This is a genomic window from Xanthomonas hortorum, assembly GCF_024339125.1.
Classification (GTDB): Bacteria; Pseudomonadota; Gammaproteobacteria; order Xanthomonadales; family Xanthomonadaceae; genus Xanthomonas; species Xanthomonas hortorum.
This window is the reverse complement of the sequence record NZ_CP101417.1, coordinates 4,092,427-4,118,232: the sequence shown is the minus strand read 5'-3', so window position 1 is coordinate 4,118,232 and position 25,806 is coordinate 4,092,427. Positions and strand designations below refer to the sequence as shown.

Sequence of the window (25,806 nt, the reverse complement as noted above, 5' to 3'; positions counted from 1 at the left end):
CGATTCGTGGAGAAGTCACCTTCAGGTCCCGCGGCCGGGGACGGCTGAGCGGGACGCGCACACGGATCAAGAAGGTGTTGTGCGCTGGGCGTCCAGCAGGGCATGCGGGACACGAGTCGCGCCGCCGAAGGCGAGCACGGCTCACGGGGGGGCGGGGTCGATCAGGAGTCTTTTCGGCAGCCACGGCGCGAGCGTGAGGCTACGCGCTTGGACGTGCCGGACTCGACCGGCAGCGTGCCTTTGCAGTCTGGATAGCGACTGCACGACCAGAACGGGCCGCTCTTGCCACTGCGCTGGCGCGTGGGTGCGCCGCACTGCGGGCAAGCCGGCCCATGGGGAACCTTGATTGACAGGGACGCGCTGGCGTACTGCGTGATCAACTGCGAAATCCATGCGGCCTGCTTGCCGATGAACACGTCCAGCGTGAGTTGTCCCGCTTCGATCATGTCTAGCGCTTGTTCCCATACGGCGGTGGTCCCGGGGTCGGCAATCGCTGCGGGCACGGCGTCGATGAGGGTGAATGCCGCATCCGAGGCGCGAATCGCGCGCCCCTTCTTCATGAGATAGCCGCGTGCGATCAGGCCGCTGATGATGTTAGCCCGTGTCGCTTCGGTGCCGATGCCGACCGTATCCTTGAGTTTCTGTTTCAAGCGCGGATCCGAGACCAGCTTGGCGACGCCTTTCATGGACTTGACCAATTCGCCCTGCGTGTAGGGTCGAGATGGCTGTGTCTTGAGCGCCTTCAGATCGACATCTGCTACCTGGCATGACACGCCCTCGCGTAGCGCGGGCAGCACCTGGCTGCGCGCCGCGGTGTCGCTATCCTCCTCGGGTTGCGGTTCGGCCAACACCAGGCGCCAGCCCTTGACGACCACCTGCTTTCCTGTGGCCGTCAGCGTCTGCTGGCCGCAAGAGAGGTTCGCCACTGTGCGATCGAACTCGTGGTGAGGAAGGAACTGCGCGAGGTAGTGCGCCCGGATGAGCTTGTACACCGCCAGTTCCTTCTCGCTCATGGCCGAGAGGTTCGCCGGTTCGAGCGTCGGGATGATGCCGTGGTGCGCGGACACCTTCGCGTCGTTCCAAGCGCGTGAGCGTTGTGTGCGGTCGAGTTGGTCAATGATCGGGCGCAGCGAGAAATCGGTCTTGAGCAGGCTGTCGAGGACTATGGGGACTTCGGCAAACATGCTCTCCGGCAGGTAGCCGGAATCCGAACGCGGATAGGTCGTGGCCTTGTGCGTTTCGTACAGGGCCTGAGCGATGTCCAAGGTTTCCTGCACATCCAGCCCAAGCTGCTTGGAACACAACTCCTGCAAGGTGCCCAGGTCGAACGGCAGCGGCGGGCCTTCACGCACGCGCTCGGTTTCGACCGAGACAACCTGGGCACTGCCGGTGGCGCGGATCTGCTGCGCCGCCTGCTGTGCCACCGGCTGCTGCAGGCAGCGGCCCGAGTCGTCGGTGCAGGTGTCGGGCGAAACCCACTGCGCGGTGAAGGCTTGGCCGCTTGTGGTCAGGTACACGTCGATGGCCCAGTACGGCACGGACACGAAGGCCGCGATCTCGCGGTCGCGGTCCACGACCAGCTTGAGCGTCGGGGTCTGGACGCGACCGACCGACAGCACTCCGTCGTAGCCGGCTTGCCGACCCAGCACCGTGAACAACCGACTGAGGTTCATGCCCACAAGCCAGTCCGCACGCGAGCGCGCTAGTGCCGAGTAGTACATCGGCAGCGTCTCGGCCGATGGCCGGAGTTTGCCTAGCGCGGCGCGAATGGACGCATCGTTGAGTGCCGACAACCACAGCCGCTCGATGGGGCCGCGGTAGCCGCACAGGTCAATGATCTCGCGGGCGATCAGTTCGCCTTCGCGGTCGGCATCGGTGGCGATGACAAGCTGTGTTGCCTTCGCCAGTAGCGCCTTGACGACCTTGAATTGCGTGGCGGTTTTCGGTTTGACCTCGACCTGCCAACGCTGGGGAATGATGGGCAACTGCTCGATGGACCAGCGCTTTAGCTGTTCGTCGTAGGCTTCGGGTGCCGCCGCCTCTACGAGATGGCCGATGCACCAGGTGACGGTGACGCCGGAACCGTTGAGGCAGCCTTCACCGCGTTGCGTGGCGCCGAGAATCCGGCCAATGTCTTTGCCCTGGGAAGGCTTCTCGCACAAGAACAGCCGCATGTCCGTCCACCCGATTTCCGTGGTTCATTGAGTTGCTGGAATCGAGGATGCCGAGCGCTACCAAGAGCAGCAGCAAACAAGCCGCATGCGGTGGCGACCACTTTCACGGGATGGAATGGCTTGGGTGGGGATCGAGCGTGGGTGCAGATGTGCCGGCCGGAAGCTGCGATTGGCGAGAGCGCGTGGAAGTCGGTGGACTTCGATGGAGCTATCCCCTGGGGATAGCTTGGGGGTGAATGGAAGGCGGCGAAAAACTGCACCGCCGCCCTCCATGCTGGTTCACTTCCTGCGCTTCGCGTCTTTCGGCGGAGTCGATTCCTGGGCGGCTTGGGGCTTCGGCTCTGCATCCTGCGGTTTCGGACTGAGGGCCACGGATTCGATGCGGTAGGGCAGGATGCCGACGCTGCGTGCGTTGATCTGCCAGGTCTCGCGTGGCTGATCCTCGTTGTCCGTCCACGGTTCACGCTCCATGCGGCCGATGACGAGCACGCGCATGCCTTTCTGGTAAAGATCCTTCCAGTGCTCGGCATCGCGGTGCCAGAGTTCGACGGGCGCCCAGAAGCCTCCGCGATCCTCGAACTCGCCATCTTTTCTTGGAATGGGGTTGTCGAAGTAAACGTTCAGGCGCAGCAGCCGGCGCGGTTCATCGTTTCCGTTGGGAAATTCGCGGTACTCGGGTGGCGAGCCGACGTTGCCTTCGCCCCAAAAATGCGTGCTCATGATGCAATCTCCGTGGTGGTTGAAATACTCGTGCCTCATCGGCCCCGGGCGCGTGTGGGGATGCCCGGCGCAATCACTGATTGCGCACTGCAGCGGGGAGGGATGTGAGCCGGTGCAGATAGACGGCATCCGCTTCGCCGGCCTTGCTTGCGCATTCCTGCGCCTGCCTGCCCAGGGTGTGAAGCACGCTGATCTGCATGTTCAACGTGATGCGCTGAAGCTCGATCGCGTGCAGATCGGCCAGCAGGTTGACCGGCGTGTTGGTGCTGGCGATCAGTTCCTGCCACAGCGCTACGCCCATGGCCGACCTGTCGTGCCTGCGCCAGCGCAGAAAGGCCGTGCCTGCGCCAGTGGACTGCTGGGCCAGCTCAATGGACAGCAGGTGGAAGGGATGCCCACACGCCTGTGGCAGCACCTGCCGCTGCGCCAGGGCCATCAACTCGTCGCGCATGGCAAAGCACTGGCTGGCCCATGTGTCCAATGTCCCCTTACCTTTAAAAGGCTTTAAAAGGCCTTTTAGAGAGGCTGCGTGTTCCAGCCTCATGAAGGCCGTCTGTTGCAGACTTTGGAAGTAGAGGGTGGGCCGGTCCTGATCCTGATCGCTCATGCCGACTGGTCCCCGTCGGTGTTGGCCTCTTCGCCAGGGAGGACGGCTGCGGCAGAAATCACACTGCGCTGTTGCAGACCCTGGCGCGCGATGGGCGGCGAAAACTTCGAACGTCGCGTGCCTTCGAGTACGTCCTGCGGCAGCTCGCCAAACTTGTCCATCGCGACCCGCGCCGCCGCATTCTTCGCCGCGAAATCATCGCGGGTGCAGCCCGAGTAACGGTATTGCTGTGCCAGGCTGAAAAGGCTACGCAGCGCATGTGCGCCCTCGTTGAGCCAGCGCTCCAGTGTGCTGCGGTCGATGAGTGCGGTGTGATGGGCGAGGATCAGCTTGCGGGCGATGTCGTCGTAATCGGCCAGGAGATAGACTGCGGCAAAGCCGAGCTGGGCGTTAACGAAGAGAGGCAACTTAACCGGCTGCACGTTTAGGTTTTCGCCCAGGCTCAACGCGGCGGGGACGTCTGCCAGTGCCTGGTCCACCTGTTCGCGTAGCGATTGCAGCGTGGCCTTGGTCTGGTCGAGTTTTTCCTCGATGCGTAGCATCCACCAGTCGCTGTACGGGTCGTCCTGCTCTGAGCCGCGTTTCATCTTGTTCATCACGGCGATGTAGCCGTTCAGGCCTACGATGCCCGGTCGCCCCTCGGCGGCAGCGCGGCCATGCCAGATGCGGGAAGCGTGATGGGTATGCAGCGTCAGCGACATCGCGCTGCGCAGTGAGCCGAGATTCAATTGCAAAGGTTCATTGGTTGCCATGGTGTCCGTTCGCTTTTGGAAAAGGAGCGGTCAGCATCGGCATGCAGCGGAAGGCAGTCAGTCAACAAACCGAAATTGGCCAAGCCCTGGTTTAAGTTGTGGCCGCTGCGAGCGGCACGAGCTATCCCCAGGGGATAGCTCCATGGCGCGCCAAGGAACGCTGTTCGCCAAGGACAGATCGCACACATATGATCCAGTGCATGGCATCCCGATGCCTGCCCACACCTGTTTGCCGTCCTGAACCTCCGCGCGGCTATCCCCAGGGGATAGCGCTACTGACGGCTATGGGCATCTTCTTCATGACCTTGCGGCCCCGAAAAGTCAGGCCTTACGCAGAAGCTCGCGCAGCCGTTCGATGTGCTGCAGAGCCACTTCGGTCGGAACCACGTTACGTGGTGCTTCCGGTGGCCGATCATACGCAGCAGGTACCGGTGGTGCCGTCCCGACTTGCTTGGCCCATGCATTGAACTCGCCCCGGATAGCGCGCTGGATGATGCCGAACAAATACCCTGCGGGATTGCGAATGGTCGAGCCTCGACAGCGATCCGCCCATTCATCCAGTACGGCTTGCCTCAATGGCGCATCGACCTGCTGTAACGCCACCAGTGCGCCGGCCTGCTGCTCTTCCTTCAGGCTCAGGAAGCGATCAGGCATGCGAACACCTGGCATCGCGCGCACATGCCCATGTTCACGCGCGGTAGTACGTATTTCTTTATTACTTTTACTACGTACAGTACGGTCCTGCTTCGGATTCCGAAGGGCACCGTCCGGCGTGGGTTCCAGCCCTGCTTCGGATTCCGAAGAATGCTGTTCGCCATTCCGAAGAAGGTTCGAAACCCTTTCTTCGGAATCGTGGGTGGCGTCTTCTTGTGGATAACTCTCGGGGGCAGCGATGCCCTGTTGGGCAAGGCGTTCGGCAAGCACCTGCAACCGCGACGGCAACGTGCGGCCGGACAGCAGCGGGTCTTCCTCGATTTCCTTGAGGGTGTTGAGCCCCACCATCTGCACGGCCTTCGCAGAATGGCCCAGTGACTGGCTGACCAGCTCCAGATAGTCGGTGTCAAGCTGCATAGCCTCGAATGGGGTCAAGGGCTCATCGTGCAGCACATAGAGGTTGCCGAGGATGCGTCCGGTCTTGGGATCGCGGCGCCTGCGCACGAGGCTCAACCAGCGTGTCAGGCGCAACAGCGTCAAGGCACGTGCTACGGTTTCATGCGAAGCCTTTCCTGCGTTGGGCATCGATGCCAGCCAGGGGCGCAATTGCTCATAGGTGGGGAACGCCGTCACGCCGTCGTTGTTGAGCATCAGCCGGAAGACTTGCCAGGCATTACGTTCCAGTGGCGTCAACCGACGATCCAGGAACAGGCGCCGCGGCACGCTCTCGTGCCGGTTACCGCTGAAAAGGAAACCGTCCCCGCATGTAGGGATAGGAGCAGGCGCAGGCACACTAGGTTTAGGCTCAAGGTCTTTCAGCGCACTATCGAACAAATCGGCGAGGGCTACTGGGCCTTGGCGTGGTGTTCGCGGTGCTGTTTCATCCACGGCCATGGGTCATCCCAATCCTTGGTCGATCCATTTCTTGATCGCCGCCCAGACCACCGACAGCGGCAATGACATGCCTTCTGCCAGGTCCATGGCCGCATCGAGAATCGAGGTGTCGTCCTCCAGATCGACGTTTCTGCTGCTGGTCACGGCCTTCCATTGCCGCCACAACTCCGTGTCCTGGGCTTCGTCTAAAACGGCATGGCGCCCCTTGCGCTTGGGCAGACCAAGGACTTCGCGGCGAAGGGCGACCTCCTGATGGGTCAGCCCGTAGAAGCGGCTCACCATTTCCGTACTTGCTGCCAACCTCAGCATGCGATCAACCGTGGCGATTTCCTTCTCCACGTCCTGAGCCTGCTTTAGTAGCCGAAGGAGCACTTCGCGGTTGACCGTTACGGAGCACCACGAGACGCTGGCGTTTGCCAGCACGCTGATCAGCACTGGGTGCTTGAGCGCATCAAGCTCTTCCTCACCGAATCCCATCGATTTGCAACGACGCAATTGCCCATTGCGCAGGTCGTAGAGTGCTTGGGCGATGACAGCTTGGTTGAGGGGGTGTGGTGCAGACATGCTCGCCTTCCTCGTTCAAGAATCGGGAGCCCTGGCACCGGCTCCCAAATCCAGCAGGCGTCGGGCAAGCCGCAGCAACCGGAACAACTTGACCAGCGCGGTATCGCTCAATCGCTTGGTGACATCGCCTTGACCGTGTAGCAGTGCCGGCAGATCGGTGACGAATTGCCCGTAGGGGCTGGTATCGGTCGGCTGCTGACCGGACAGAGACCCCAGCAGCGCCAGCACGGCGTGTCCACGCGGCAAAGGGGCCTGGGCGCTACATGCGAACCCGATGCCGTCGGGACGGTCCTCGATGAACTCGTCCAAATCCGCCTCGCCGGCGATCTCGCGCGCGAATTGCGCGATATGGATGCGCAGCCGGTCGGGCGCTTCCAGGCCGGGGTCGATGTACCAGACGTCGGAGATGGGATAGAGGCCACCGGCTTGCACCGGGATCGACTGCAATACGCGGGCTGAGAAGTCGGGCGGTAGCGCATCACCCAACTGGTCCGCGATCATCCGCTGGATGGACTGGAGCCGCTCTGTCGTCGGTGCCGGCGAGACGATATGCTCCTGCAGCAGCTCTCCAGCCGCTGCCGCTGGGCTTCCTGCGGATGCATTGCCAGCGGTCGCATCATTCTCGCCCGTGAGCGGGCCGCTCGCTGACCGCGCTTTAGTTGGCGAAGGCGTATCGGTGGACGGCGCCGGTCCGGCGGGCGACCGTGCGATGGCTCCTGGGTCAGGCAACGCAGTTGGTGCCGACGGCGGAGTCGGGTCGCTGACCAGCACACGGTAGCGGTTCTCGGATTCGGTCAGGTCCAAGGCCAGCACGTCGTAATTGACGCCCAGCAGTTCGGACATTTGACCGATCAGCTCGTCCTGCACCCGCTGAGGTGCGAATTCGTCAGCCTGAGTGTCGAACTGCGACAGCACCTCTTGAAAGAAGTTGTCGAAGTCCAATTGAAGGGAGCGGCCTTTGGCATAGTACTCCCAGGTGCGCTCGCAGGCCTTGCGCATGACCGACAGTCGCTCGACCTGGTGGCGGCCCAGACCGCCATAGAGCACGGTCGGAATCGCGGGCAGCAGGTAACGCACCGCATCGGCCATGCGGCTGATGTGCGACTGCTGTACGGGGTAGCCGTCGGCGACCAGGCGGCGGGCCAGTTCGGACTGGCTCAGTGTGGCGCCGCTTTCCTCTTCATAGAACTCGCGGGCTTTTTCGACGCCCAAGGCGCGCTCGATGAACGTGAGGCCGCCGCGCAGCTCGTTCTCGGCGAGGTGTCCGGTCAGCGCAACGATTTCTCCGCGCGCAGGCCAGGGCCGGAACAGGCACGATATGCGGAAGAAGCGCTCGTCCTTCGTCTCTGCCCAGAGTTCACGCAGGATCGCCAGCCTTGTATTGCCACCGTTGCGGATGATGTAGTGCGTGTCGCCAGGACGGCGTGTGATGGCTGGTGCCGCATCCAGGCCGCGCTCTCGTATGGAGGCCTTGATTTCATCGTAGGCCGAGTTGCGCTTTTTGCGGGGATCGTGGTCGTAAGGCCGCAACTGGTCCAACGTCACAACCATCGGGGTGTCGGCGATTGGGTCGCTCAATGCCGTGGCCGATGGGCCGCTGCGCTCGAACCCAGCTGCAAGCAGCTTGCCGGCCATGTCTTGGGACGTCATCTCAGCCATGGCCTCGTCCCTCGGCGTTAGCAGCCCGTGCCATGCGAGCCTCGCGCTCTGCACGGCGTATCTGCGCGCGGGCGTTAAGAGTTGCCCGGTGGTCGCTTGCGGTTGAACTGGTGTAGATAGCGGCGCAGCCGGCCTTGGTGAACTTGAGGTGTCCGCCGGGTGTGCGCTTGACGTGCCAGCCTTCGCTCACAGCAAACTCGATCAGAGCGCGCAGCCGCTTGTGGCCACGGGCCAGTTCATGTGCGTTCGCCATGAGGCCTCCCGGTTTCAATAGGACGCGATGGACGGCCGGATACATGGACAAATCTGTCTTGCCACTCAGGGAACAATTCGCCGGCGAGCGCGCGCATGGTGTCGAGCGAGGAGGGCGCAACTCTGCCCGGTGGCTGGCGATGCTCGACACGATGCACCGGCAGGCCACGGGTCGCGGCACGCGGATAGGCTTCGATGGCCGGTACGTCGGTGTCAAGCACGCGGATGTCCGCATGGTCTTGGAACAGATCACGCAAGGCCTGCTGGATCAGCCGCGCGTTAGCGGACACGGTGTGGACGCGGTTGATCAGCAGGTTCAGCGACGGTGGTTCGATGCCGAGGTGTCGGTACGGCGCGATGTCCTCCAGCAATTGCATGGTGCCGCGCCGTAGCTCGCGGGCTGCAAGTATTTCGGGCGTGACCGGAGACAGGGCCAGATTGGAGGCAAGCACCGCCATCTCGAGCAAAACGGAGCGCGCGCCCTGGGTGTCGATCAACACTAGGTCGTAGAGCGGCGCCAGCATCGGCAGCAGGTGTCGCAGACGCAGGCGCCCATCCGGTGCATGCAAAAGCAAGGTGCTCAACTCGCCCCGATGGTCGTTAGAGAGCACCAGATCGAGGCCTGCGATGATCGTGCGCGAAATGAGCCTGCCCAAGTCGCGCTCGTTGAATGCCAACAACTCGTAGATGCCGCTGGGAGCGCGGTGGGCCAATTCGTAGTAAGAGGACAGCGTTGGCTGCACGTCGAGGTCGAGCAGCAGGACGCGCAGCCCCGCGTCCGCGGCGAGCCCGCCGAGGTTGGCGGCTGTGGTCGTTTTGCCAACGCCGCCCTTGGTCGAGATGATGGATACAACCTGCATGGCGCTCTCCGTCTGAAGGATGGGGAAATCCGAGGAGGGGAGCGGATCAGGTCCGGTTGTTGAGGCGTTCGGCGATCCATTGATCGATCTCGACCGAATCCCAACCCACCGCACGCACGCCCAGGCGCAGCGCTTGCGGGAACTGGCGCTTCTTCATCAGGTTGTAGATGTGGGCGCGCTTGAAGCCAGACTTCGCTTCGACTTCGTCAAGCCGCAGGATGCGGCGCTCTTGCGGTGGCAATACAGGTGCTTGCGACATGGCGGTCACTCCTGAACGCTCAGTGGCGTTTGTTGGCGTGAGCTCCATTCAATAGACATGGCTGCGGAAAGACATTGCAAATGCAATCTCCGCGATTCCGCATACGTGCTGGAAACCGTCACGCGGCTGCGCTACGGACATCCTTCTAGACATTGGCTCCTACTAAGGGCTGTCATGTCGTTATGCCAACGGCTCATGCCTAGAACGTGGACGGACAAGACCTAGCATCTTGCAACGGGTAGTCCTCTGTTATTCGGTGTGCGAGACTTGAACAGCTGTAGGCCCGTCGCCCAATGAGGAAAAGCCCGCTCGATATCGGCGCTCACGGTGCCAGCGTTATGGGGGGCAGCAAGTCCATCAAGACCGTTTCGATATGGTCTGATATCGCCACGGTTTTACAGGGCGCGCTGGCTTGCTCAAGGCCTAGTTAAACTTAGAGAAATTCAAGCATGTCATGCTTGATTCGGCATCTTGATATATCGACATAGCATCCGGTGGTGATGCGCTATGGATTGTTTGAAGCTGCTCTGTGTCGCTCACCGATCTGGCCGGCTACGCCGGCCTGGAGGATGGCGTCGATAGGCATTGGGATCGCATCTTCGCCGGTGTGGTGCTGACCACCTTGCTGGGCGTCGGCGCCGAGCTGTGTCTGATGCCGACACGCGCTGCATTGGGAGTAGATCGCAGCACCCCGCTTGAAACGCGAACGCACGCGCCCGGCACAGACTGGGCAACGAAAGCCTTGCGGCCAGCGCCACTTGTAAAGCGCGCGGTAGCATTTGGCTTCGGTGCCGTAGGACGCAAAGAACTCGGGCATCGACAATCCCGCTTGGAACTGCACGGCATTGATGCTCATCACGCCACCTCGTCGGCTTCAGGTGACAGCAGCATCCACAAAGCGCGGCGCAGATCCTGCGACTGGTAGCTGAAAGTCAGGGCTAATCAGGAGATTAGTTGGAAGGACGTTGAGTTGCCCACCTTGACCAGGCACTCTTTGACTACGGCCAAGGGGATAGCCGGATCGTTTCCAACGGACGAGTAACAGGGGCGTTGGCCTTCGGTACAGCAGGATTGGTTAGCTGAGCTAAGCCGACCGGGCCTCTAGAAGCTTTGTGATCGGCGTTCTACCGTCTTTCCTTGGCGGAGCCGCACAGCAGTCTACATAGACTTCTTGTTTCCCTTCCTCAAATGTGGGAGAATTACCGGAAGCCTGTCCCGCCTTGGAGTTCCCATGACCGCCACCAATCCTGTTGACGTTGCCAACCGTTTGGAGGCGATGGGCCTGAATGAGGCTGCGCTGCGGGAGGCCGTCAATCAGGGTTATTTGCAGCGGACTCGCCTGACCGCCAACCACCCCATCATCTACCACGGCTTGAACATGTGGGGGGAAATTGTCGCTGCGTTGCGTGACCAGCTCCGGTCGTTGGATTGGGTCAGAGAGGATATCGGCAGCTATGCTCTGACCGTCAATGAAGAGCTCAAGCTGGCGATCACCGTGGCATCAGGTGATGAAGCTACTGGCAATCCGGATGCACATCCCACTAATCGCTCCCGCAAGGGGCGCAACACCGTGGACGCGATCGAGGCTAATCGTCAGTTCGAACTATTCGAACAGATGCCGCCTGCGACGACTGATGAAGATGAGGGTAAGCAGACATGGGTGCTGATGCATCACACCGACATTGCCCGTGGCGAAATTCGTGTGGAGTTGTCCCGCCCATTGAGTATTGGGAGCGACGGCAAGATTAACCAGTGGGCCGAGCGCATCATCTTGGCTGGCATTCCGTTTGACGATCAACTGATTGAAATCTATCCGCCTAGCGGACCGGACATCGATTTCGACATCCAGCGAAAAGCATAACGGGATTGTTATGTTCAACCCGTTGCGATTGACCCTGGCAAGAAAGCGCCGGGGAATGAAGAAACGTGAGCTAGCTGAAAAGATTGGTTTAACGGAGAAGTCGGTTTCAAATTACGAAGCCGGATCCCAAGAGCCAGAGAGCACGACGCTGAGCAAGCTATCAGAAGCGCTTCGGTTTCCCGAAGCGTTCTTCTTTGGTGATGACCCAGAAGTTCCAACTCCTGACGTCGCTAGCTTCCGTTCCCTCTCAAAAATGTCTGCTCCTCAGCGCGACTCCGCGTTGGGAGCGGGCGCTGTTGCCCTGTTGCTAAACGACTGGATCGAGTCTCGCTTCCAGTTGCCTGACCCAGATGTTCCCGATCTGGGCAGGGAGGGGGGATCCTCCCGTGGTGTGCGGGGTGATCAGTCATCGAAGGAAGCCGAACCTTATCCAACGCGTGCCTCCGCTCAGGATCCTGAGGCCGCAGCTGGAATGCTGCGCGCTCATTGGGGCATGGGTGAGCAGCCCGTCAAAAACATGATCGCCTTGCTTGAATCCAAGGGGGTGCGTGTCTATTCTCTGGCTATTGACGCCAAGGAAGTAGACGCTTTTTCGATGTGGAAGGGTGGGCGGCCGTTTGTATTCCTTAATACCTTTAAATCGGCTGAGCACTGTCGCTTTGATGCGGCCCATGAATTGGGTCATCTGGTAATGCACCAGCATGCGCAGCCGCAAGGCCCTGATCTTGAAAGGGAGGCTAATGCTTTCGCTTCTGCCTTCCTGATGCCAAAGGCCAGCGTGCTGGCACTCGCTCCCAAGTCAGCCACCATTCCCAGCCTTATTCGACACAAAAAACACTGGCTGGTTTCCGTCGCTGCATTGAACTATCGGCTGCATGCGCTAAGTCTTACGACCGATTGGACCTATCGAACGCTTTGCATCCAGATTGCACAAGCTGGGTATCGAGGAAAGGAGCCCGAGAGCATCAATCATGAGAAGTCTCTCGTTCTGGAAAAGGTGTTCACAGCACTTCGAAATGAGGGTCTAGGCAAAGCAGATGTAGCGAGACAATTGGCCATCCCGCCAGAAGAAATCAATGATCTGACCTTTGGGCTGATGCTCAATGCACTCAAAGGTGGTCGCAGCGATGATGCTGTTCCAAAAGCCAGTCGTGCAAAACTGCGCTTGGTCAAGGGCTGAAATGATTAAGAGAGCGGCAAGCGCATGAACGCAGTTGAGATTGAAGAGGCACTATCAGCTCTGGCTGAGGCCCAGTTTGAGCCGGCAGAATTCCCATATCAGTTCCTGACAGCGTTTGGGAACAAAGACACTACTATCAAGCGCCTGCGGAAGGGCGATAGCAACGCGTCCGACGTTCCGGGCGCCGTCCTGCAACGAAGCAACATCCATCTGGCCACCTGTGCCCTGGGAAAGGTCCAAGAGACCTTGCAGGCGTTGCGCGACAGTCCGCGGACTCTGCCAGCCAAAGCCAAGTTCGTCCTAGCGACCGATGGCCAAATCTTGGAAGCTGAGGACCTGATCAGCGGAGAAGTGCTAGCCTGCGAATTCGTGAACTTTGCTGACCACTTCGGCTTCTTCCTTCCACTGGCAGGCATCTCCACGATCAAGGAGATCAAGGAGAACCCGTTTGACGTTCGAGCCACTGGCCGACTGACTAAGCTCTACATCGAGCTTTTGCAGAACAACAAGACCTGGGCGTCGGACGAGCGCCGAGCGGACATGAACCACTTCATGGCGCGCTTAGTGTTCTGCTTCTTCGCGGAAGACACAGATATCTTCCACGGCACGAGTCTGTTTACCAAGACTCTGCAAACGATGACCGAGTCTGATGGCTCCAACACCCACCAAGTGTTGGAAACCATCTTCCGTGCCATGAACCTTGCTACCGAAGAGCGGGCAACGGCCAAGCTGCCGGGTTGGGCTGAGCATTTTCCTTATGTCAACGGAGGCCTGTTCTCTGGTAGCACCGATGTTCCGGTGTTTACTCGCACGGCGCGCTCCTACTTGATCCGCACTGGCGAGCTGAAATGGCAGGAAATTAATCCCGACATCTTCGGGTCGATGATCCAAGCCGTGGCCGATGAGGAGGAGCGCGGCTCACTGGGCATGCACTACACCAGTGTGCCCAACATCCTCAAAGTGCTGAACCCACTTTTTCTGGATGACCTGCGCGCACAGTTGGAAGCTGCCGGCGAGAACAAGGTGAAGCTGCTGAACTTGCGAAAGCGCATGGCACGCATTCGCGTGTTCGACCCAGCCTGCGGTTCCGGCAACTTCCTAGTCATCGCCTACAAGCAGATGCGAGAAATCGAGGCTGAGATCAACATGCGGCGAGGGGAAGCGGAACTGCGCACTGAGATCCCGCTGACCAATTTCCGAGGCATCGAGCTACGCGAGTTCCCGGCTGAGATTGCGCGGCTGGCTCTCATAATCGCTGAGTTTCAGTGCGATCAACTCTACCGCGGCCAAAAGGAAGCGTTGGCAGATGTGTTGCCTTTGGATTCCCAGAACTGGATTACATGTGATAACGCGCTGCGTCTGGATTGGTTGGCGATCTGCCCGCCCACTGGCACAACGGTAAAGCTGATCGGAGACGATCTTTTTGACACTTCTATTGACCAGGCAGAGATCGACTTTGAGAACGAAGGTGGTGAAACATATATTTGCGGTAATCCCCCCTATGTGGGGCGTAAATATCAGACAGATGCACAAAAGGCGGAATTAAAGGCCGTTTTTCGTGGTCGATCCAACGACACTTTGTCGTTGGACTATGTATCTGGCTGGTTCATGAAGGCCACCGATTACATGGCGGAAACGCTGGCAGACGTTGCGTTTGTTTCGACGAATTCCATCTGCCAAGGTATCCAAGTCTCAGCTCTTTGGCCCACGTTGTTTGGTGAAGGTGCAGAAATTAGATTTGCTTATCAATCCTTTAAATGGGCGAACCTTGCAGCAAAGAATGCGGGGGTTTCGGTTGCCATTATTGGTTTAACACGTAGGAATGGCGGCACTAAGCAGATTTTTATCGCCAATGAGGATGGGGTAGTTACCGTTCGCACTGTCTCTAATATAAGCCCTTATCTTGTTCCAGGAGACAATGTTCTGGTTTCACCTCGATCCAAAGTTCCAGACGAGCGCGCACCTATGCAATTTGGCAATCATCCTTACTACGCGAATGAGCTAATGCTTTCGCTGGATGAAGCGTCCGGGATGGTAGGAGAAGATGCGCGGGTTGCTGAATTTATACGTCCCTTGTATGGCTCACGTGAGAGCATCAGTGGCACGCCCCGCACGTGTTTGTGGATTACAGACGAAAACCTTGCGCTAGCGCAAGAAATCCCTGCTGTATGGGCTCGTGTTGAAAAAGTCCGCAAGGATCGTAAAACTAAGACAAAGGATGTTCAGGCAAAAAAGCTAGTTGAGACGCCGTGGCGCTTCCGAGATCAATATGAAGCGGAAAGCAGTTTGCTGGTCGTTCCGATTGTAAGCTCGGAGAACAGGCCGTATCTGCCAGTTGTTCTGCTGTCGAAAGAGGCGATAGTCCATAACAAGGCGTTTGCGCTGTATGACGCGCCTCTTTGGAACTTTGCGCTGATTGTGTCAAAGATGCATCTTGTCTGGGTGGCGGCTGTCTGTGTGCGCTTAGAGATGCGTTATTCCTACTCAAATACTTTGGGTTGGAACACCTTTCCGGTGCCGACTCTCACTGAACAAAACAAAGCGGATCTAACTCGATGCGCGGAAGACATTCTGCTTGCACGAGAGTCGCACTATCCGGCCACAATTGCCGATCTTTACGGCCCTGATAATATGCCGGATGACCTTCTCCGTGCCCACGAGCGCAATGACGAAGTCCTGGAGCGGATCTACATCGGTCGGCGCTTCCGCAATGACACCGAACGCTTGGAAAAGCTGTTCGACCTCTACACTAAGATGACGGCGGGCCAAGGCAAGCCAAAGAAGAAGGCTAAGAAATGAGCATGGAAGGCAATCCGACCAACAAATACACCGTCCCGTCAGTGTCCATCGCGACGGCACAGACGGGTGCTTCCAGCAAGATCAATGCTCTGGGCATGCGTCCGATGCAGGAGAAGGCCTATGCCAAGCGAGGCGAGCAACACCTGCTGATCAAGTCGCCCCCGGCCTCCGGTAAGTCCCGAGCCTTAATGTTCATTGCCTTGGACAAGATCAAGAACCAGGGCTTAAAGCAGGCCATCATCGTAGTGCCCGAACGTTCCATCGGTGGCAGCTTTGCCGACGAGAAATTGTCTGAGCAGGGCTTTTGGGCGGACTGGATGGTTAGGCCTCAGTGGAACCTTTGCAATGCGCCAGGTGAGGACAACGGAAAGGTAGCCCCGTCCAAAGTGAAGGCAGTAGGTGCTTTCCTGGCCAGCGAAGATCCGGTTCTGGTGTGCACTCATGCCACCTTCCGTTTCGCCGTGGATGAATTCGGTATCGAAGCCTTTGACGGACGCCTTATCGCCATTGATGAATTCCACCATGTCAGTAGCAACCCGGACAACAAGCTAGGCACGCAGCTCGGACAACTCATTGGCCGTGGACAGGTCCATGTGGTTGCGATGACGGGTTCGTATTTCCGTGGGGATGCGGTCGCGGTTCTTTCGCCGGAAGATGAGGGCAAGTTCGAGTCGGTCTCCTATACCTACTACGAGCAGCTAAACGGCTATACCTACCTCAAAAGCCTGGACATCGGGTATTTCTTCTATACCGGTCGCTACCTAGACGCGATCATGAAGGTTCTGGATCCGTCTTTGAAGACGATCATCCATATCCCCAATGTCAATGCCCGCGAATCTTTGAAGGACAAGCACAAAGAGGTTGACGAAATCCTCGCCTCGCTGGGCGATTGGAAGGGACGCGATGAAGCAACGGGCTTTCACCTGATTGAAATCGAGGGTGGGCGGATCATCAGGGTGGCTGACTTGGTGGACGACAGCGACGCGGCCCGTCGCTCCAAGATCCTTACGGCCTTGAAGGATCCGGCTCAGAAGGACAACCGCGACAACGTCGACATCATCATTGCCCTTGGGATGGCCAAGGAAGGGTTCGACTGGATTTGGTGTGAGCACGCTCTGACCATTGGCTACCGCAGTAGCCTGACTGAGATCGTCCAGATCATTGGTCGAGCCACTCGCGATGCACCAGGTAAGGGGCGCTCCCGCTTCACTAACCTCATTGCTGAGCCGGCCGCAGACTCGGAGATAGTGGTCGATGCCGTGAATGACACGCTTAAAGCCATCGCTGCAAGCCTGCTGATGGAGCAAGTGCTGGCGCCGCGGTTTGAGTTCACGCCCAAGAATGCAGGCGAGAAAGAGGGGTTTGACTACGGTGATGAGGGCTACCAGGAAGGCAACGCCAATGTAGGCGTAAACGCCGCGACCGGAGAAGTCCACGTTGAAATCAACGGCCTCGCGCAACCCAAGTCTCCTGAGGCAGCGCGTATCTGCAAAGAGGATATCAATGAGGTCATTACTGGTTTCATTCAGGACAAGCCGACCTTGGAACGAGGGTTGTTCGACAAGGAAAATACGCTGCCTGAGGAAATCACCCAAGTCCAGATGGCGAAGATCGTTCGAGATCGCTACCCGGACCTGAGTGAGGAAGATCACGAGGCTGTGCGCCAGCACGCTATTGCGGTTCTGAACATTACCCAGCAAGCCAAGCAGGTGATAGCCCAAGTTGATGCGAAGGGAGAGTCGCCAAACATGTCCTTGATCGAGGGTGTCCGGAAATTTGTCAATGTTAAAGACCTTGATATCGACCTGATTGATCGGATCAATCCGTTCGACGCCGCCTACGCCGTCCTGGCCAAGGCCATGGACGAACGTGTGCTTCGTCAAGTTCAATCCGCTATTGCAGCAAAGCGCCTGGCTATCTCCTACGAGGAAGCTAAGGACTTGGCCAAGCGCGCCGTTGCCTTCAAGAACGAGCGGGGGCGCTTGCCTGAAATCGGCTCGGCAGATCCTTGGGAGCGTCGCATGGCCGAAGGCGTGGCCTCGTTGCAACGCCACATCGCTCAGCAAAAGGCAGCAGCAGCCCAGGGAGGCGGCAATGGCTGATCGGGAAGGCGAGGACCTGCTGGAAGAACTGGGCCTTGAAGCGACACCGATCAAGGCCAGTAGCCACACCCCACAGGAGGAACGCCTCCTGGCAGGGTTTGAAGACATTCTCCGGTTCGTCCAAGAGCATGGGCGAGCTCCCCAACACGGCGAAGACCGCGACATTTTCGAGCGCCTTTACGCCGTTCGGCTGGATCGATTGAGGGCTCTGACCAGCGCCCACGCGTTGCTTATGCCACTAGATTCCCAAGGCCTGCTATCGGCGCCACCCAGCCGCGCCGCGCCTGATGCTGCCGATGACTTAGATGATGCGGCGCTGCTGGCTGAACTTGGCCTTGGATCCGGTGAGGACGACATCACCAATCTGCGTCATGTCCGATCTTTCGAAGAGCGTAAAGCTGCTGAGGATGTGGCAAACCGGACCGCATGTGTCGATTTCGATCGGTTCCAGCCTCTATTTGAGCGAGTGGAAAGGGATATTAAGACAGGCCTTCGCAAGACGCTGCGGTTTGGCCGGGATGCGAGCGTGGCCGAAGGAAACTTCTTCATCCTGGGCGGCCAGATGGCCTATGTCGTCGAAGTAGGGGAAACTATCCGCGCCCCCAATGGCGAAGCCGATGCTAGGCTGCGCGTCATCTACTCAAACGGCACTGAGAGCAATCTGCTGCAACGCTCATTGCAACGAGCCCTCTACAAGGACGACACGGGTCGACGCATCACAGATGACGACGCTGGTCCTCTCTTTGGCGATACGTTGGAGCTGAAAGATATCGTTAACGGCACCATCTATGTGGTGCGTAGCCTGTCTAACAATCCATTCGTGGTCGCACATCGTGAGTTGATCCATAAAATCGGCATCACAGGCGGGAGCGTCGAAGCGCGCATCGCCAATGCTCAAAAGGATCCGACTTATATGCTAGCCAAGGTAGAAGTGGTGGCTACCTATAAGCTTTCCAATCTCAATCACGTCCGTTTGGAAAATCTCTTTCACCGCATTTTCCAATCGGCGCGCTTGGATCTGAAACTCCAAGATCGCTTTGGCGATAATGTCCGCCCACGTGAGTGGTTTCTCGTGCCTTTGCCTGTCATTGATGAGGCTGTAAAGCGCATCCAGGATGGATCCATCACCGACTACATCTATGATCCGGCCCGGGCTGCGCTGGTCAAACAGTAAAGGTATTTCCACAGGGCGCGTACGCAACCTGATGCTTCGTTGGGCCTCAAAGTAGATCAATCAGCAGTAAAGACTCCATCGCGGAGATGATCCGGCACGCTAGCTCAGCGCGGCCCGAGGATGAGTTGATGGCAAAAGACAAGAGCGACCAACACCTGCCCACGTGGCATCCTTCGTTGAAGAAGACCTTCAAGCGGTGTGATCGCTGGATCGAGCACGCCAGCCGGGACAATGAACCACAGCGATATTTCGACAACATAGAGAACTATCTTGCGGCATCCGGCCCCGTGTCGGGCAAACTTTGGATGGAACTAACTTGGGCTGGCCATGTGTATGCGGTCCAAGCCTGCGCCCTCAGCGGCCAGGGCCGCTTGGACGAACTCGCCCAGCCGCTGTGCTGGGCGGTGGCGATGCGCTCAATCGCATTTCGTTTCGAGGCCGCCGTGACCCTGGCCTGGACCACTGAGAGGCAGCCGCTGCTACCGTTCTGGACCAGCATGAAGGTGGCTGCCACCGCAATGCTCTCGCAGTGGGAGGCCACCGAGGCTGGTGCCCGCTTCCTGGTCCAGGTCGCGCAAAAGGACCAGGCCCTGAAGCCCGATGAGTGGCGTCGCGAGGGGTGGGGTAAAGGCACTAACGACGCCTTCCTGATTTTCCTGTTCGCACAGGCTTTCGGCATTTCGACCCATTACCAGCCTGTGCACCCGCTGATCCCCGAATACCAGGCCGTGCTCGAACACTGGCGCAGCACCGACGCAGCGGCTTTCCAGGCGGCCATGCAGGTCGCGGCCGACTGGCACATCGCCCGCAGCAAGGATGGCACCGAGCGCAACACCTACGAGTTTGAGAAGGACATCGATCGCGTCTACCCAGCCGAACTGCTCGCCGTGCAGGCACTGCGCCAGCGCGACGGCCTGCCGCATTTCGACACCGACCATCTGCTGATTGACACGCCCTGGGCTATCCTGCGCAACCTGACCGAGTGTGCGTCGCATCCGCTCGCCGTGACGGTGGAGGAGCGGGTGCGCAGGGACTATCCGTATTTCCGTTGAGGCGAATACCTCAGACACAACGGGGGGCGATGGGCCAGTACCGATTTCCCATGGCCGCCGGAGTGGGCTGGTGCGAAACTGGCGCCATGTTGAGGGTCGGCAGGGATTCGTTTAAAAAACAGCCAAAAGTGAGCTAACTGGCTCTCAGCAAAGGTCTTTTACACGAATCCCTGCCGACCCTCCAGAAGGGCGTAAGGACGTCGGTCCGCCGCTTCGATTGTGGCGGATACTTCTTCTCTTACGCTTCTCCTGCATTTGTAACATGTAAAAGCTTGGAGGAAATAAAAATACTTATCCCCTCTATGATTTCTTCAACCCTAAAATCCAACAAACTCATTTCACGGATATGACTTCCTGCTTCATCTTTATCGTAAGTGCAAAGTGAAACACCTTGACGCAACGATCGGCTAATCTCATTAGCAATAAATTCCCTTTCTTGTATGGTCACCGCTGAAACCCTTTCAAGCGTTGACTTGCTGTCAAGTGCGGTTTGTGGGCCAAGCCATGATAGTTGGCGCTCGATAAAATCGGCGACCATTTTACTCTTGTGCCCATCATCATCTATCTCTTGTGCTATCGACAACATCTCCAAATTAAATTCAATCAGGGTAGCGACCGCCAAGGCACGAGATTCACCAACTGCTATAGCTTTAGCATCCCACAGTTCAAGCTTGGTGCAATATTCATTATGCCGCAAAGCACTGGCAGGTTTTCTTGATTGCAATAGCATCTGGTGTTCAGCCAATTCTTCAATAGAGTGAACAAAGTCGGTGGAGATTCTATCTGGATCATGCCTTATAAAGGGAGTAAGATTCCTTTCAATTAACCCCAGCTTTTCGGCATGGCTAAGCGACCCACATATTTTTTCGTAGTCGGAATTAAATGCGTTATTGGATTTGAAAGAGTGCACGTCGCCGAAACCATTTCGAGACGTTAGATAGTCTGATTCACTACGGCGGCTGCTTTGGCCATATACGACTGAAGGAAGACCTCTGTATTTTTGTTTATCCTTCGCCCTTGGGACTTCAGATATCAGGTTCATCCGCACTTCCTTTTTTACAAGGGAGGCGGGCGTCATGACAATGTCATGCAGCGTGGATTTATTGCAAATCGTATCAACCTCTCTTTTGGCTGGCGTTTTTCCTTCCGCCCCAAGCTTACTAGTCACCTCTTGGGGGTTTGAAAATCTTAGAGATCGAATCATTAAAGGATTTCCTTCTCCATACTCTTCAGCAATCTTTGGATTTCTTTTTATTAGCAATTCCTTGACTGAAAATCCATCAATTAGCTCTTCGAGTTCGACTCTACCATTTATCTTAGCCAACCCTCTCTGCAACTGCGCTAAATTCTGAACTAATACCTTCTTTTGATGAACTCGCTCTAACGATGAGGTGTGCAAAGCAGCTATATTTTCTTTTATTACTCTTTTTCTAGGTGCTTTTTTCAAGGCTTGTGAATCGAGCGATGGCGCCACCAGTCCAGATTTCGTATAACTATCTTGCTGAGTGGCGACCTCCTCTTCACTGGGTGTTGAATCTATTATTTTTGAAGAGAAATTAACTTTCATGTCGGACATTAGTTCGATATTTATATTAATTGATATTTATCGAGAAAGCCGCCAGCGCATCGAGCACAAGTCCGTCATAGCCGAAAATGTACTTGCGATTTATGCATTGTGGTCGAGCCATTCGGACCATAACAATGGCTGGCCCTTTGGATTTTGCTTGGCGTACTCGTAGAATAGAGGAAGGAACTCTGACCGTTCATTACGAAATTCTGAGCGCCCCTTGTCAGAAACGTCTTTATTATTATCCAAGCTTCGCCCTGGATTAAATTTACGTTGCCGTTCGATGATATCATCAAACGATAACATTGCAGCATTTCTTAGTATGTCATGCATGACAATAAATATTGTCGTACGGCCTAGGCCCATACCACAATGTACATGCAGTCTCTCATCATGGGCCATCTCCCGCTCCATTGCAATAAACGCATCAATATCGTCCGCCCGTGGTGAAAGATGATCTGTCACTGTTAAACGTACATATTTGGCGCCCGCAGCTCTCACAAGCTCTTCTTCGCTAAAAATCAGTGGCTTACTTAACGTCGCTCCGCGTGGGTTGCGGGCTTCGCTCTTGACATCTTTGCGATGGAAGATATGTACCGTCTCTTGCGATTTAAGCGCTTGAATCCTCTGTTGCTCGTCTGCCAAGGCTTCGTCACGTGATTTGCCAGCATTGCCCCAGTTGTTTGGTGTACGCCAAGTACCCGGATAACCGCCGACAATGGCATGCGACTCTTCGCGAGCATCCAGAACGACCACTGGGCGCTCCTTGGACGGCCTCAACCTAGTAATCTGTCCAATGGACGCTATACTGCCGCTACCTGAAACGTGCAGGTTTTTCCAACCAGTCGGATTGAGACTTTCGGGGAGGTCAAATTCATCCGAAGAGCGAAAATTATCGGATGATCCTAGATCCCTGTCGTAAGCTAGAACAGGATGTGACGTGGGTGGTGGCGGGAGAGGCAAAGGGTCTCTGAATTTCTGGATTACCTGATAAAGTGCTGTTTTTGACCGAGGTGGTTGCCGGCTTGGTAGATCGGCGAGTTCTGCGGGAACCGCTTGATGAACGTGTTTTGATACAACTTCCTCTTTAATATTCTCAGCGCAGTCGGCACTCTTCATCGCGTCGCTGCTGGCCGATGGTGCAATTGAGCCGGAGATTTTGTTCGGCATTTTCAGGCGCCTATATATGGATTAGAACTCCTAATTTTAATTGTCGCGCTAACTAGTTTTATATCGTGATCGGAAGTTATGTCGTCAATCGCGATATCGAAGCCTGCCTGGCGCCGGATCTGTGAAATGCCTGCCGTGCAGCAGATCGGTAGTCTGATCTTGGTTTCGCCACACACAACGCGAACATCCCGGTGTTCGGCGATGCCGAGTGGATTGGCGTGTTCACGGCTGCCGAGAACGGGGGTGTAAGCCGGAACCCCAGAAAATTCCGTCCATCATTTCCACCCGCCATCGCATTCGTCCCAGTACAAACCGTTGGCCTCGTTCTTGACGCTGATGTCGTCGACCACGCAATTGCGTAGATGAGGGTCGGCAGGGAATCATTACGTACAGGGCCAGAACTAGCCTAAGCGGCTGACGTATAAGGCTATTTTCTCATCGCGTGGGTAATCTCCCCATCTATGGGGCCTGTTCGAGGACCTTGGCCGTGTAGCTCAAGGGCGCCACTTCCCTTTCAAGATCTAGGTGGTAATCGCCAAAGCGATTGATGTGACTGGTCCGATAAGGCGACAGACCGGCCAGGATCTCGGGCGTCAGTTCGACCCCCTCCTTCCGCATCTCAGCCAACGTCCGGCTCATACCCTCCACGTTGTGGAGGATGATCATGTTGGCCACCAGCTGGCTGTACTTGATGATCTTGCGCTGCTCGTGTTGGACGTTCTCAGCAATGATCCCTTGGCTGCCAAAGAAGACCCATTTCACGAAGCCGTTATACTCCTCGCTCTTGTTGGTCGCGGCATGAATCGTTTTGCGAATCTTGTTGTCATCAATGTAGCGCAGCAAGAACAGTGTTCTAACAGCCTTGCCCAGCTCCCGAAAAGCAAAGTACAGCTTGTTCTTCCGGCTGTAGGTGCCAAGCCGGCGCAGGATCGAGGACGCGGTGATCTTGCCCAGTCGGATGGAGATCACCACACGCAGCATGTCGTGAAGATGGGTGGCGATCAGCTGCCAGTCGATGTTGTCCCCGAATAGCGCCTGGATGTTCTTATAGGCCCTGCCCGGTTCGGGTCGGAAGAACGTCAGATCCTTGATGTTTCGGATCCTGGGCATCAGCTGGATACCCAGCATGTGGGCCAAGCCGAAGACCGGATAGCTTTGGGCCTGCGTGTCCCCATGGACGATCTCAGGCTGGATGTCGGAAGTGTTGGCCAACAGGCCGTCGAGGATGTAGATGCCCTCGTGCACGCCACAGGGAATGAAGTGGCTGAACAGCGCCACGTATTTGTCAGACACGTGGTAGTAGCCATCTGCCCGGGTGATCCGATCGTTGGAGCAGGTCATCGAGTGGCGCGGCAAGCCGCGCGTCATTCGCTGCGATAACGGGCCCGAATACATCAGCGCAGCACTGCTGGCGTGGGCGGAACGCAACGGCATCCGCATCGAGCACATCCAGCCGGGCAAGCCACAACAGAACGCCTACGTTGAACGTTACAACCGCACGGTCCGCTACGCCTGGCTGGCCCGCACCCTGTTCGACACCATCGAGCAGGTGCAGGACAAAGCCACGCGCTGGCTATGGACTTACAACCATGAGCCCGAACATGGCGCTAGGCGGCATCACGCCAGCGATGAAACTGGCAATGGCTGCATAACTCCACTTCTGGAGTCCGCTAAAAGCGGGGGGATTACCAATTGAGCTAATTCCCTCGCAGATAATCCCTTTACTTACGCGGACTTACGCGATCTGTTGATGATCGAGTGGGTCGATCGTGCTGGAGCCATCTCCAGTAGGTTCCAGCGTAACCTCCATGGTTTCTTACATGCCTATTATGTCTTTTCAATAAGGTGTACTTCCACGGCATAGCCCATTAGTTGGATCCGGCTTGCGACGGCACGAAGACTCACTTTGCTAAAAAACGGAAGGCCGAGTCGTTTGCTCCGCTGGTACGGATGTCGCATTATGCCAAAAACCACCTTGTAGTCCGTGGAAGTTACTTTTGAACGGCCATCGGGTAGCAATAGCTCAAATTTTGACTTTTTTGCAGCCTTTTGTCGCTTGATTGCCGAGTCTCGCATGGATTTTCGAAAAACGTCATCACGAATAAAGCTTTCTGCCGAGACGAGCCCTTGATTCCATAGATGGCTAATTGGGGCGGAGCCGTGGCCGTCTTTTAGGTGAATAAACTCCTTTCGGCGAGATAAGAAATCACAAGGCTCAAGATTGGCGCCCTTTGCCCCTGACGGCGAGGCTTTCACTTTATCTAGATTTAGCAGGTTGCTATTCTTGTCGAGCTCTGAGATTAGCTCTTGCTCATTTTTGGCTTTCGTTTTTAAGTGGAATGAAACCCCCAGTAGCGCCTGATAGTCTTTTTCCACTGCGTCGAAAAACTTGCTTTCGATGCAATACCACTCTCCAGAGAAAAGCACGTAGGTTTTCTTCTTGTAGATCACTTCGTACACAAAACAATCATAGACTCGTCGCCGCCTCTGGCGATCTCCGTGACCGTCAATTACAACTCGGATCTCATGGCTAGCCTTTAATTCTGTTATGTCAGAAATTTCTTGTGGCCGTCCAGCCTGTAATTCGAGAATATAGTCCTCGATGGCAAGCTCGCCGTAAGATTTCTTCGATCCAGAGTTGAAGCCTATGCCGAAATATCCGAAGTCACTCGACTCTTCCGGATCAATGATCTCCGGCAGAGTTATGTGTAAGTCTGACGGTTTTCCATCAAGTAAGGTTTTTATTTCTTTAAAGACAATATCATCGAGATCTGCAAGTGTTTTCTTGTCCAGGACGGGAATTATCTGATCAATAAAGGAATAGTCTTTCTTGTAATCGTTGGCGTCAAATAGCCTAAGCGCCGTTTTGCATTTTTCAGGAATTTCAGTTGCTGAGAGCTTGCTGGTTAGGGTGAGTGCGTCTCTTCCTGCAAGCGCATTTGCAAATGACGTGTCGGTGGGAACTCCACCGGCGAGACGCAACAGATCGTTCTGGAGATCAATTCCAAAACCCTGTAGATCGGCTTTTCTACTTGCTTGAATGCGTTTCTGAATGGTCGTACTGTCGAGCGTGGCGATATCAAGATTCTTTAGTGCGCCCCGCGCAACAGAGTTGAGCGTGACCTTCAGGCCGAAGTTTCGGACAAATGCATCGGTATCGAGGGCATGGTGACCGCTGCCGAACGTAAGCGCAAAGGTGCGAGTTCGCAATCTCTTGTCATCTGGCTGAATATCGAGAAATAGGACTGCTGCACAGCTCTTGTTCTCGAGTTTCAGGTCTCCCTGTTTGGTGAACTGGTTCACGACCCTGAGCCAAGTGGGGGGAGTTCCAGGAGCTTGTGCTATAAACAAGCGACCAGAATCACACTCAACCTCTGCCACAGCGCTCGTATCTCTGATCGCTTGCTCGACTGTCCTATCGGGACGCAGCAGGCGTAGTGAAAGCGTCGTTGTGATAGCCGCATTTTTTTGTCCGAGTTGCCTGGTTTTTGGCATAGCTCCCTCCA

General features: G+C 56.7%; 19 protein-coding genes and 5 pseudogenes. 8 read left to right on the top strand and 16 right to left on the bottom strand.

Features of this window, described 5'->3' with window-relative positions; translation table 11 throughout:
• Positions 1-161 precede the first annotated feature (161 nt).
• The 10 genes from NMB96_RS17635 to NMB96_RS17590 form a co-directional block, all read right to left on the bottom strand.
• Complete coding sequence (locus tag NMB96_RS17635) at positions 162-2,174, bottom strand: DNA topoisomerase III (protein ID WP_033482602.1); 2,013 nt, start codon at positions 2,172-2,174, stop codon at positions 162-164.
• 279 nt (positions 2,175-2,453) lie between these two features.
• Entirely contained in the window at positions 2,454-2,894 is a 441-nt protein-coding gene (locus tag NMB96_RS17630; protein ID WP_012438474.1) for a single-stranded DNA-binding protein, read from the bottom strand.
• Positions 2,895-2,967: 73 nt separating this feature from the next.
• Entirely contained in the window at positions 2,968-3,501 is a 534-nt protein-coding gene (locus NMB96_RS17625; RefSeq protein WP_011269738.1) for a DUF3158 family protein, read from the bottom strand.
• A complete protein-coding gene (locus tag NMB96_RS17620) occupies positions 3,498-4,253 on the bottom strand; it encodes a PFL_4669 family integrating conjugative element protein (protein WP_011269739.1) in 756 nt (251 codons plus the stop codon). The genes NMB96_RS17625 and NMB96_RS17620 overlap by 4 nt, the downstream gene beginning before the upstream one ends.
• 321 nt (positions 4,254-4,574) lie before the next feature.
• Positions 4,575-5,801 (bottom strand): STY4528 family pathogenicity island replication protein, encoded by a 1,227-nt coding sequence (locus NMB96_RS17615; protein WP_012438472.1) that lies wholly within the window; start codon positions 5,799-5,801, stop codon positions 4,575-4,577.
• Positions 5,802-5,804: 3 nt separating this feature from the next.
• Positions 5,805-6,365: a DUF2857 domain-containing protein gene (locus tag NMB96_RS17610; protein WP_011269741.1), complete on the bottom strand. Its 561-nt coding sequence runs from the start codon at positions 6,363-6,365 to the stop codon at positions 5,805-5,807.
• Positions 6,366-6,380: 15 nt separating this feature from the next.
• On the bottom strand, positions 6,381-8,024 hold the full coding sequence (locus NMB96_RS17605; protein ID WP_011269742.1) for a ParB family protein: 1,644 nt from the start codon (positions 8,022-8,024) through the stop codon (positions 6,381-6,383).
• On the bottom strand, positions 8,017-8,277 hold the full coding sequence (locus NMB96_RS17600; protein ID WP_012438470.1) for a hypothetical protein: 261 nt from the start codon (positions 8,275-8,277) through the stop codon (positions 8,017-8,019). The genes NMB96_RS17605 and NMB96_RS17600 overlap by 8 nt, the downstream gene beginning before the upstream one ends.
• Positions 8,261-9,136, bottom strand: coding sequence for a ParA family protein (locus tag NMB96_RS17595; RefSeq protein ID WP_011269743.1), 876 nt, complete (start codon positions 9,134-9,136; stop codon positions 8,261-8,263). Before NMB96_RS17595 ends, NMB96_RS17600 begins: the two co-directional genes overlap by 17 nt.
• 46 nt (positions 9,137-9,182) lie before the next feature.
• Positions 9,183-9,395 (bottom strand): AlpA family transcriptional regulator, encoded by a 213-nt coding sequence (locus NMB96_RS17590; RefSeq protein ID WP_015471948.1) that lies wholly within the window; start codon positions 9,393-9,395, stop codon positions 9,183-9,185.
• 538 nt (positions 9,396-9,933) lie between these two features.
• Between NMB96_RS17590 and NMB96_RS23605 the strand changes: the two are divergent.
• Positions 9,934-10,059, top strand: a pseudogene (locus NMB96_RS23605) (TrbI/VirB10 family protein); the annotation flags it as partial.
• On the opposite strand, the pseudogene NMB96_RS17585 reads toward NMB96_RS23605, so the two are convergent.
• Positions 10,030-10,251: pseudogene (locus NMB96_RS17585) on the bottom strand (transposase); the annotation flags it as partial. The pseudogenes NMB96_RS23605 and NMB96_RS17585 overlap by 30 nt on opposite strands.
• A 375-nt stretch (positions 10,252-10,626) precedes the next feature.
• Between NMB96_RS17585 and NMB96_RS17580 the strand changes: the two are divergent.
• From NMB96_RS17580 to NMB96_RS17555, 6 genes are all read left to right on the top strand, one after another.
• Positions 10,627-11,256, top strand: a complete 630-nt coding sequence (locus NMB96_RS17580) for a hypothetical protein (protein WP_011269745.1) — start codon at positions 10,627-10,629, stop codon at positions 11,254-11,256.
• A 10-nt stretch (positions 11,257-11,266) separates the two neighbouring features.
• On the top strand, positions 11,267-12,436 hold the full coding sequence (locus NMB96_RS17575) for a helix-turn-helix domain-containing protein (RefSeq protein ID WP_042761675.1): 1,170 nt from the start codon (positions 11,267-11,269) through the stop codon (positions 12,434-12,436).
• 24 nt (positions 12,437-12,460) lie between these two features.
• Complete coding sequence (locus NMB96_RS17570; RefSeq protein WP_029996165.1) at positions 12,461-15,235, top strand: class I SAM-dependent DNA methyltransferase; 2,775 nt, start codon at positions 12,461-12,463, stop codon at positions 15,233-15,235.
• Positions 15,232-17,337: a pseudomurein-binding repeat-containing protein gene (locus NMB96_RS17565; protein WP_016944204.1), complete on the top strand. Its 2,106-nt coding sequence runs from the start codon at positions 15,232-15,234 to the stop codon at positions 17,335-17,337. Before NMB96_RS17570 ends, NMB96_RS17565 begins: the two co-directional genes overlap by 4 nt.
• Positions 17,330-18,511, top strand: a complete 1,182-nt coding sequence (locus NMB96_RS17560; protein WP_011037257.1) for a GIY-YIG nuclease family protein — start codon at positions 17,330-17,332, stop codon at positions 18,509-18,511. Before NMB96_RS17565 ends, NMB96_RS17560 begins: the two co-directional genes overlap by 8 nt.
• Positions 18,512-18,639: 128 nt before the next feature.
• A complete protein-coding gene (locus NMB96_RS17555; protein ID WP_029216867.1) occupies positions 18,640-19,563 on the top strand; it encodes a hypothetical protein in 924 nt (307 codons plus the stop codon).
• A 238-nt stretch (positions 19,564-19,801) separates the two neighbouring features.
• Here NMB96_RS17555 and avrBs1 read toward each other — a convergent pair whose 3' ends face one another.
• The 4 genes and pseudogenes from avrBs1 to NMB96_RS17540 all read right to left on the bottom strand — a co-directional run.
• The gene (avrBs1, locus tag NMB96_RS17550) at positions 19,802-21,130 is read right to left on the bottom strand and encodes an AvrBs1/Avra family type III secretion system effector (RefSeq protein WP_225307021.1); all 1,329 of its coding nucleotides are present in this window, start codon (positions 21,128-21,130) and stop codon (positions 19,802-19,804) included.
• Positions 21,131-21,229: 99 nt separating this feature from the next.
• Complete coding sequence (gene xopH / locus NMB96_RS17545; RefSeq protein WP_313905541.1) at positions 21,230-22,249, bottom strand: type III secretion system effector XopH; 1,020 nt, start codon at positions 22,247-22,249, stop codon at positions 21,230-21,232.
• A 326-nt stretch (positions 22,250-22,575) separates the two neighbouring features.
• Positions 22,576-22,662: pseudogene (locus NMB96_RS23430) on the bottom strand (resolvase); the annotation flags it as partial.
• Between the two features lie 97 nt (positions 22,663-22,759).
• Positions 22,760-23,605: pseudogene (locus NMB96_RS17540) on the bottom strand (transposase); the annotation flags it as partial.
• Between NMB96_RS17540 and NMB96_RS17535 the strand changes: the two are divergent.
• Positions 23,604-23,952: pseudogene (locus NMB96_RS17535) on the top strand (integrase core domain-containing protein); the annotation flags it as partial. The pseudogenes NMB96_RS17540 and NMB96_RS17535 sit on opposite strands and share 2 nt — an antisense overlap.
• A gap of 175 nt (positions 23,953-24,127) precedes the next feature.
• Here NMB96_RS17535 and NMB96_RS17530 read toward each other — a convergent pair.
• On the bottom strand, positions 24,128-25,795 hold the full coding sequence (locus tag NMB96_RS17530; RefSeq protein WP_164517437.1) for a DUF6119 family protein: 1,668 nt from the start codon (positions 25,793-25,795) through the stop codon (positions 24,128-24,130).
• Positions 25,796-25,806: the final 11 nt, after the last annotated feature.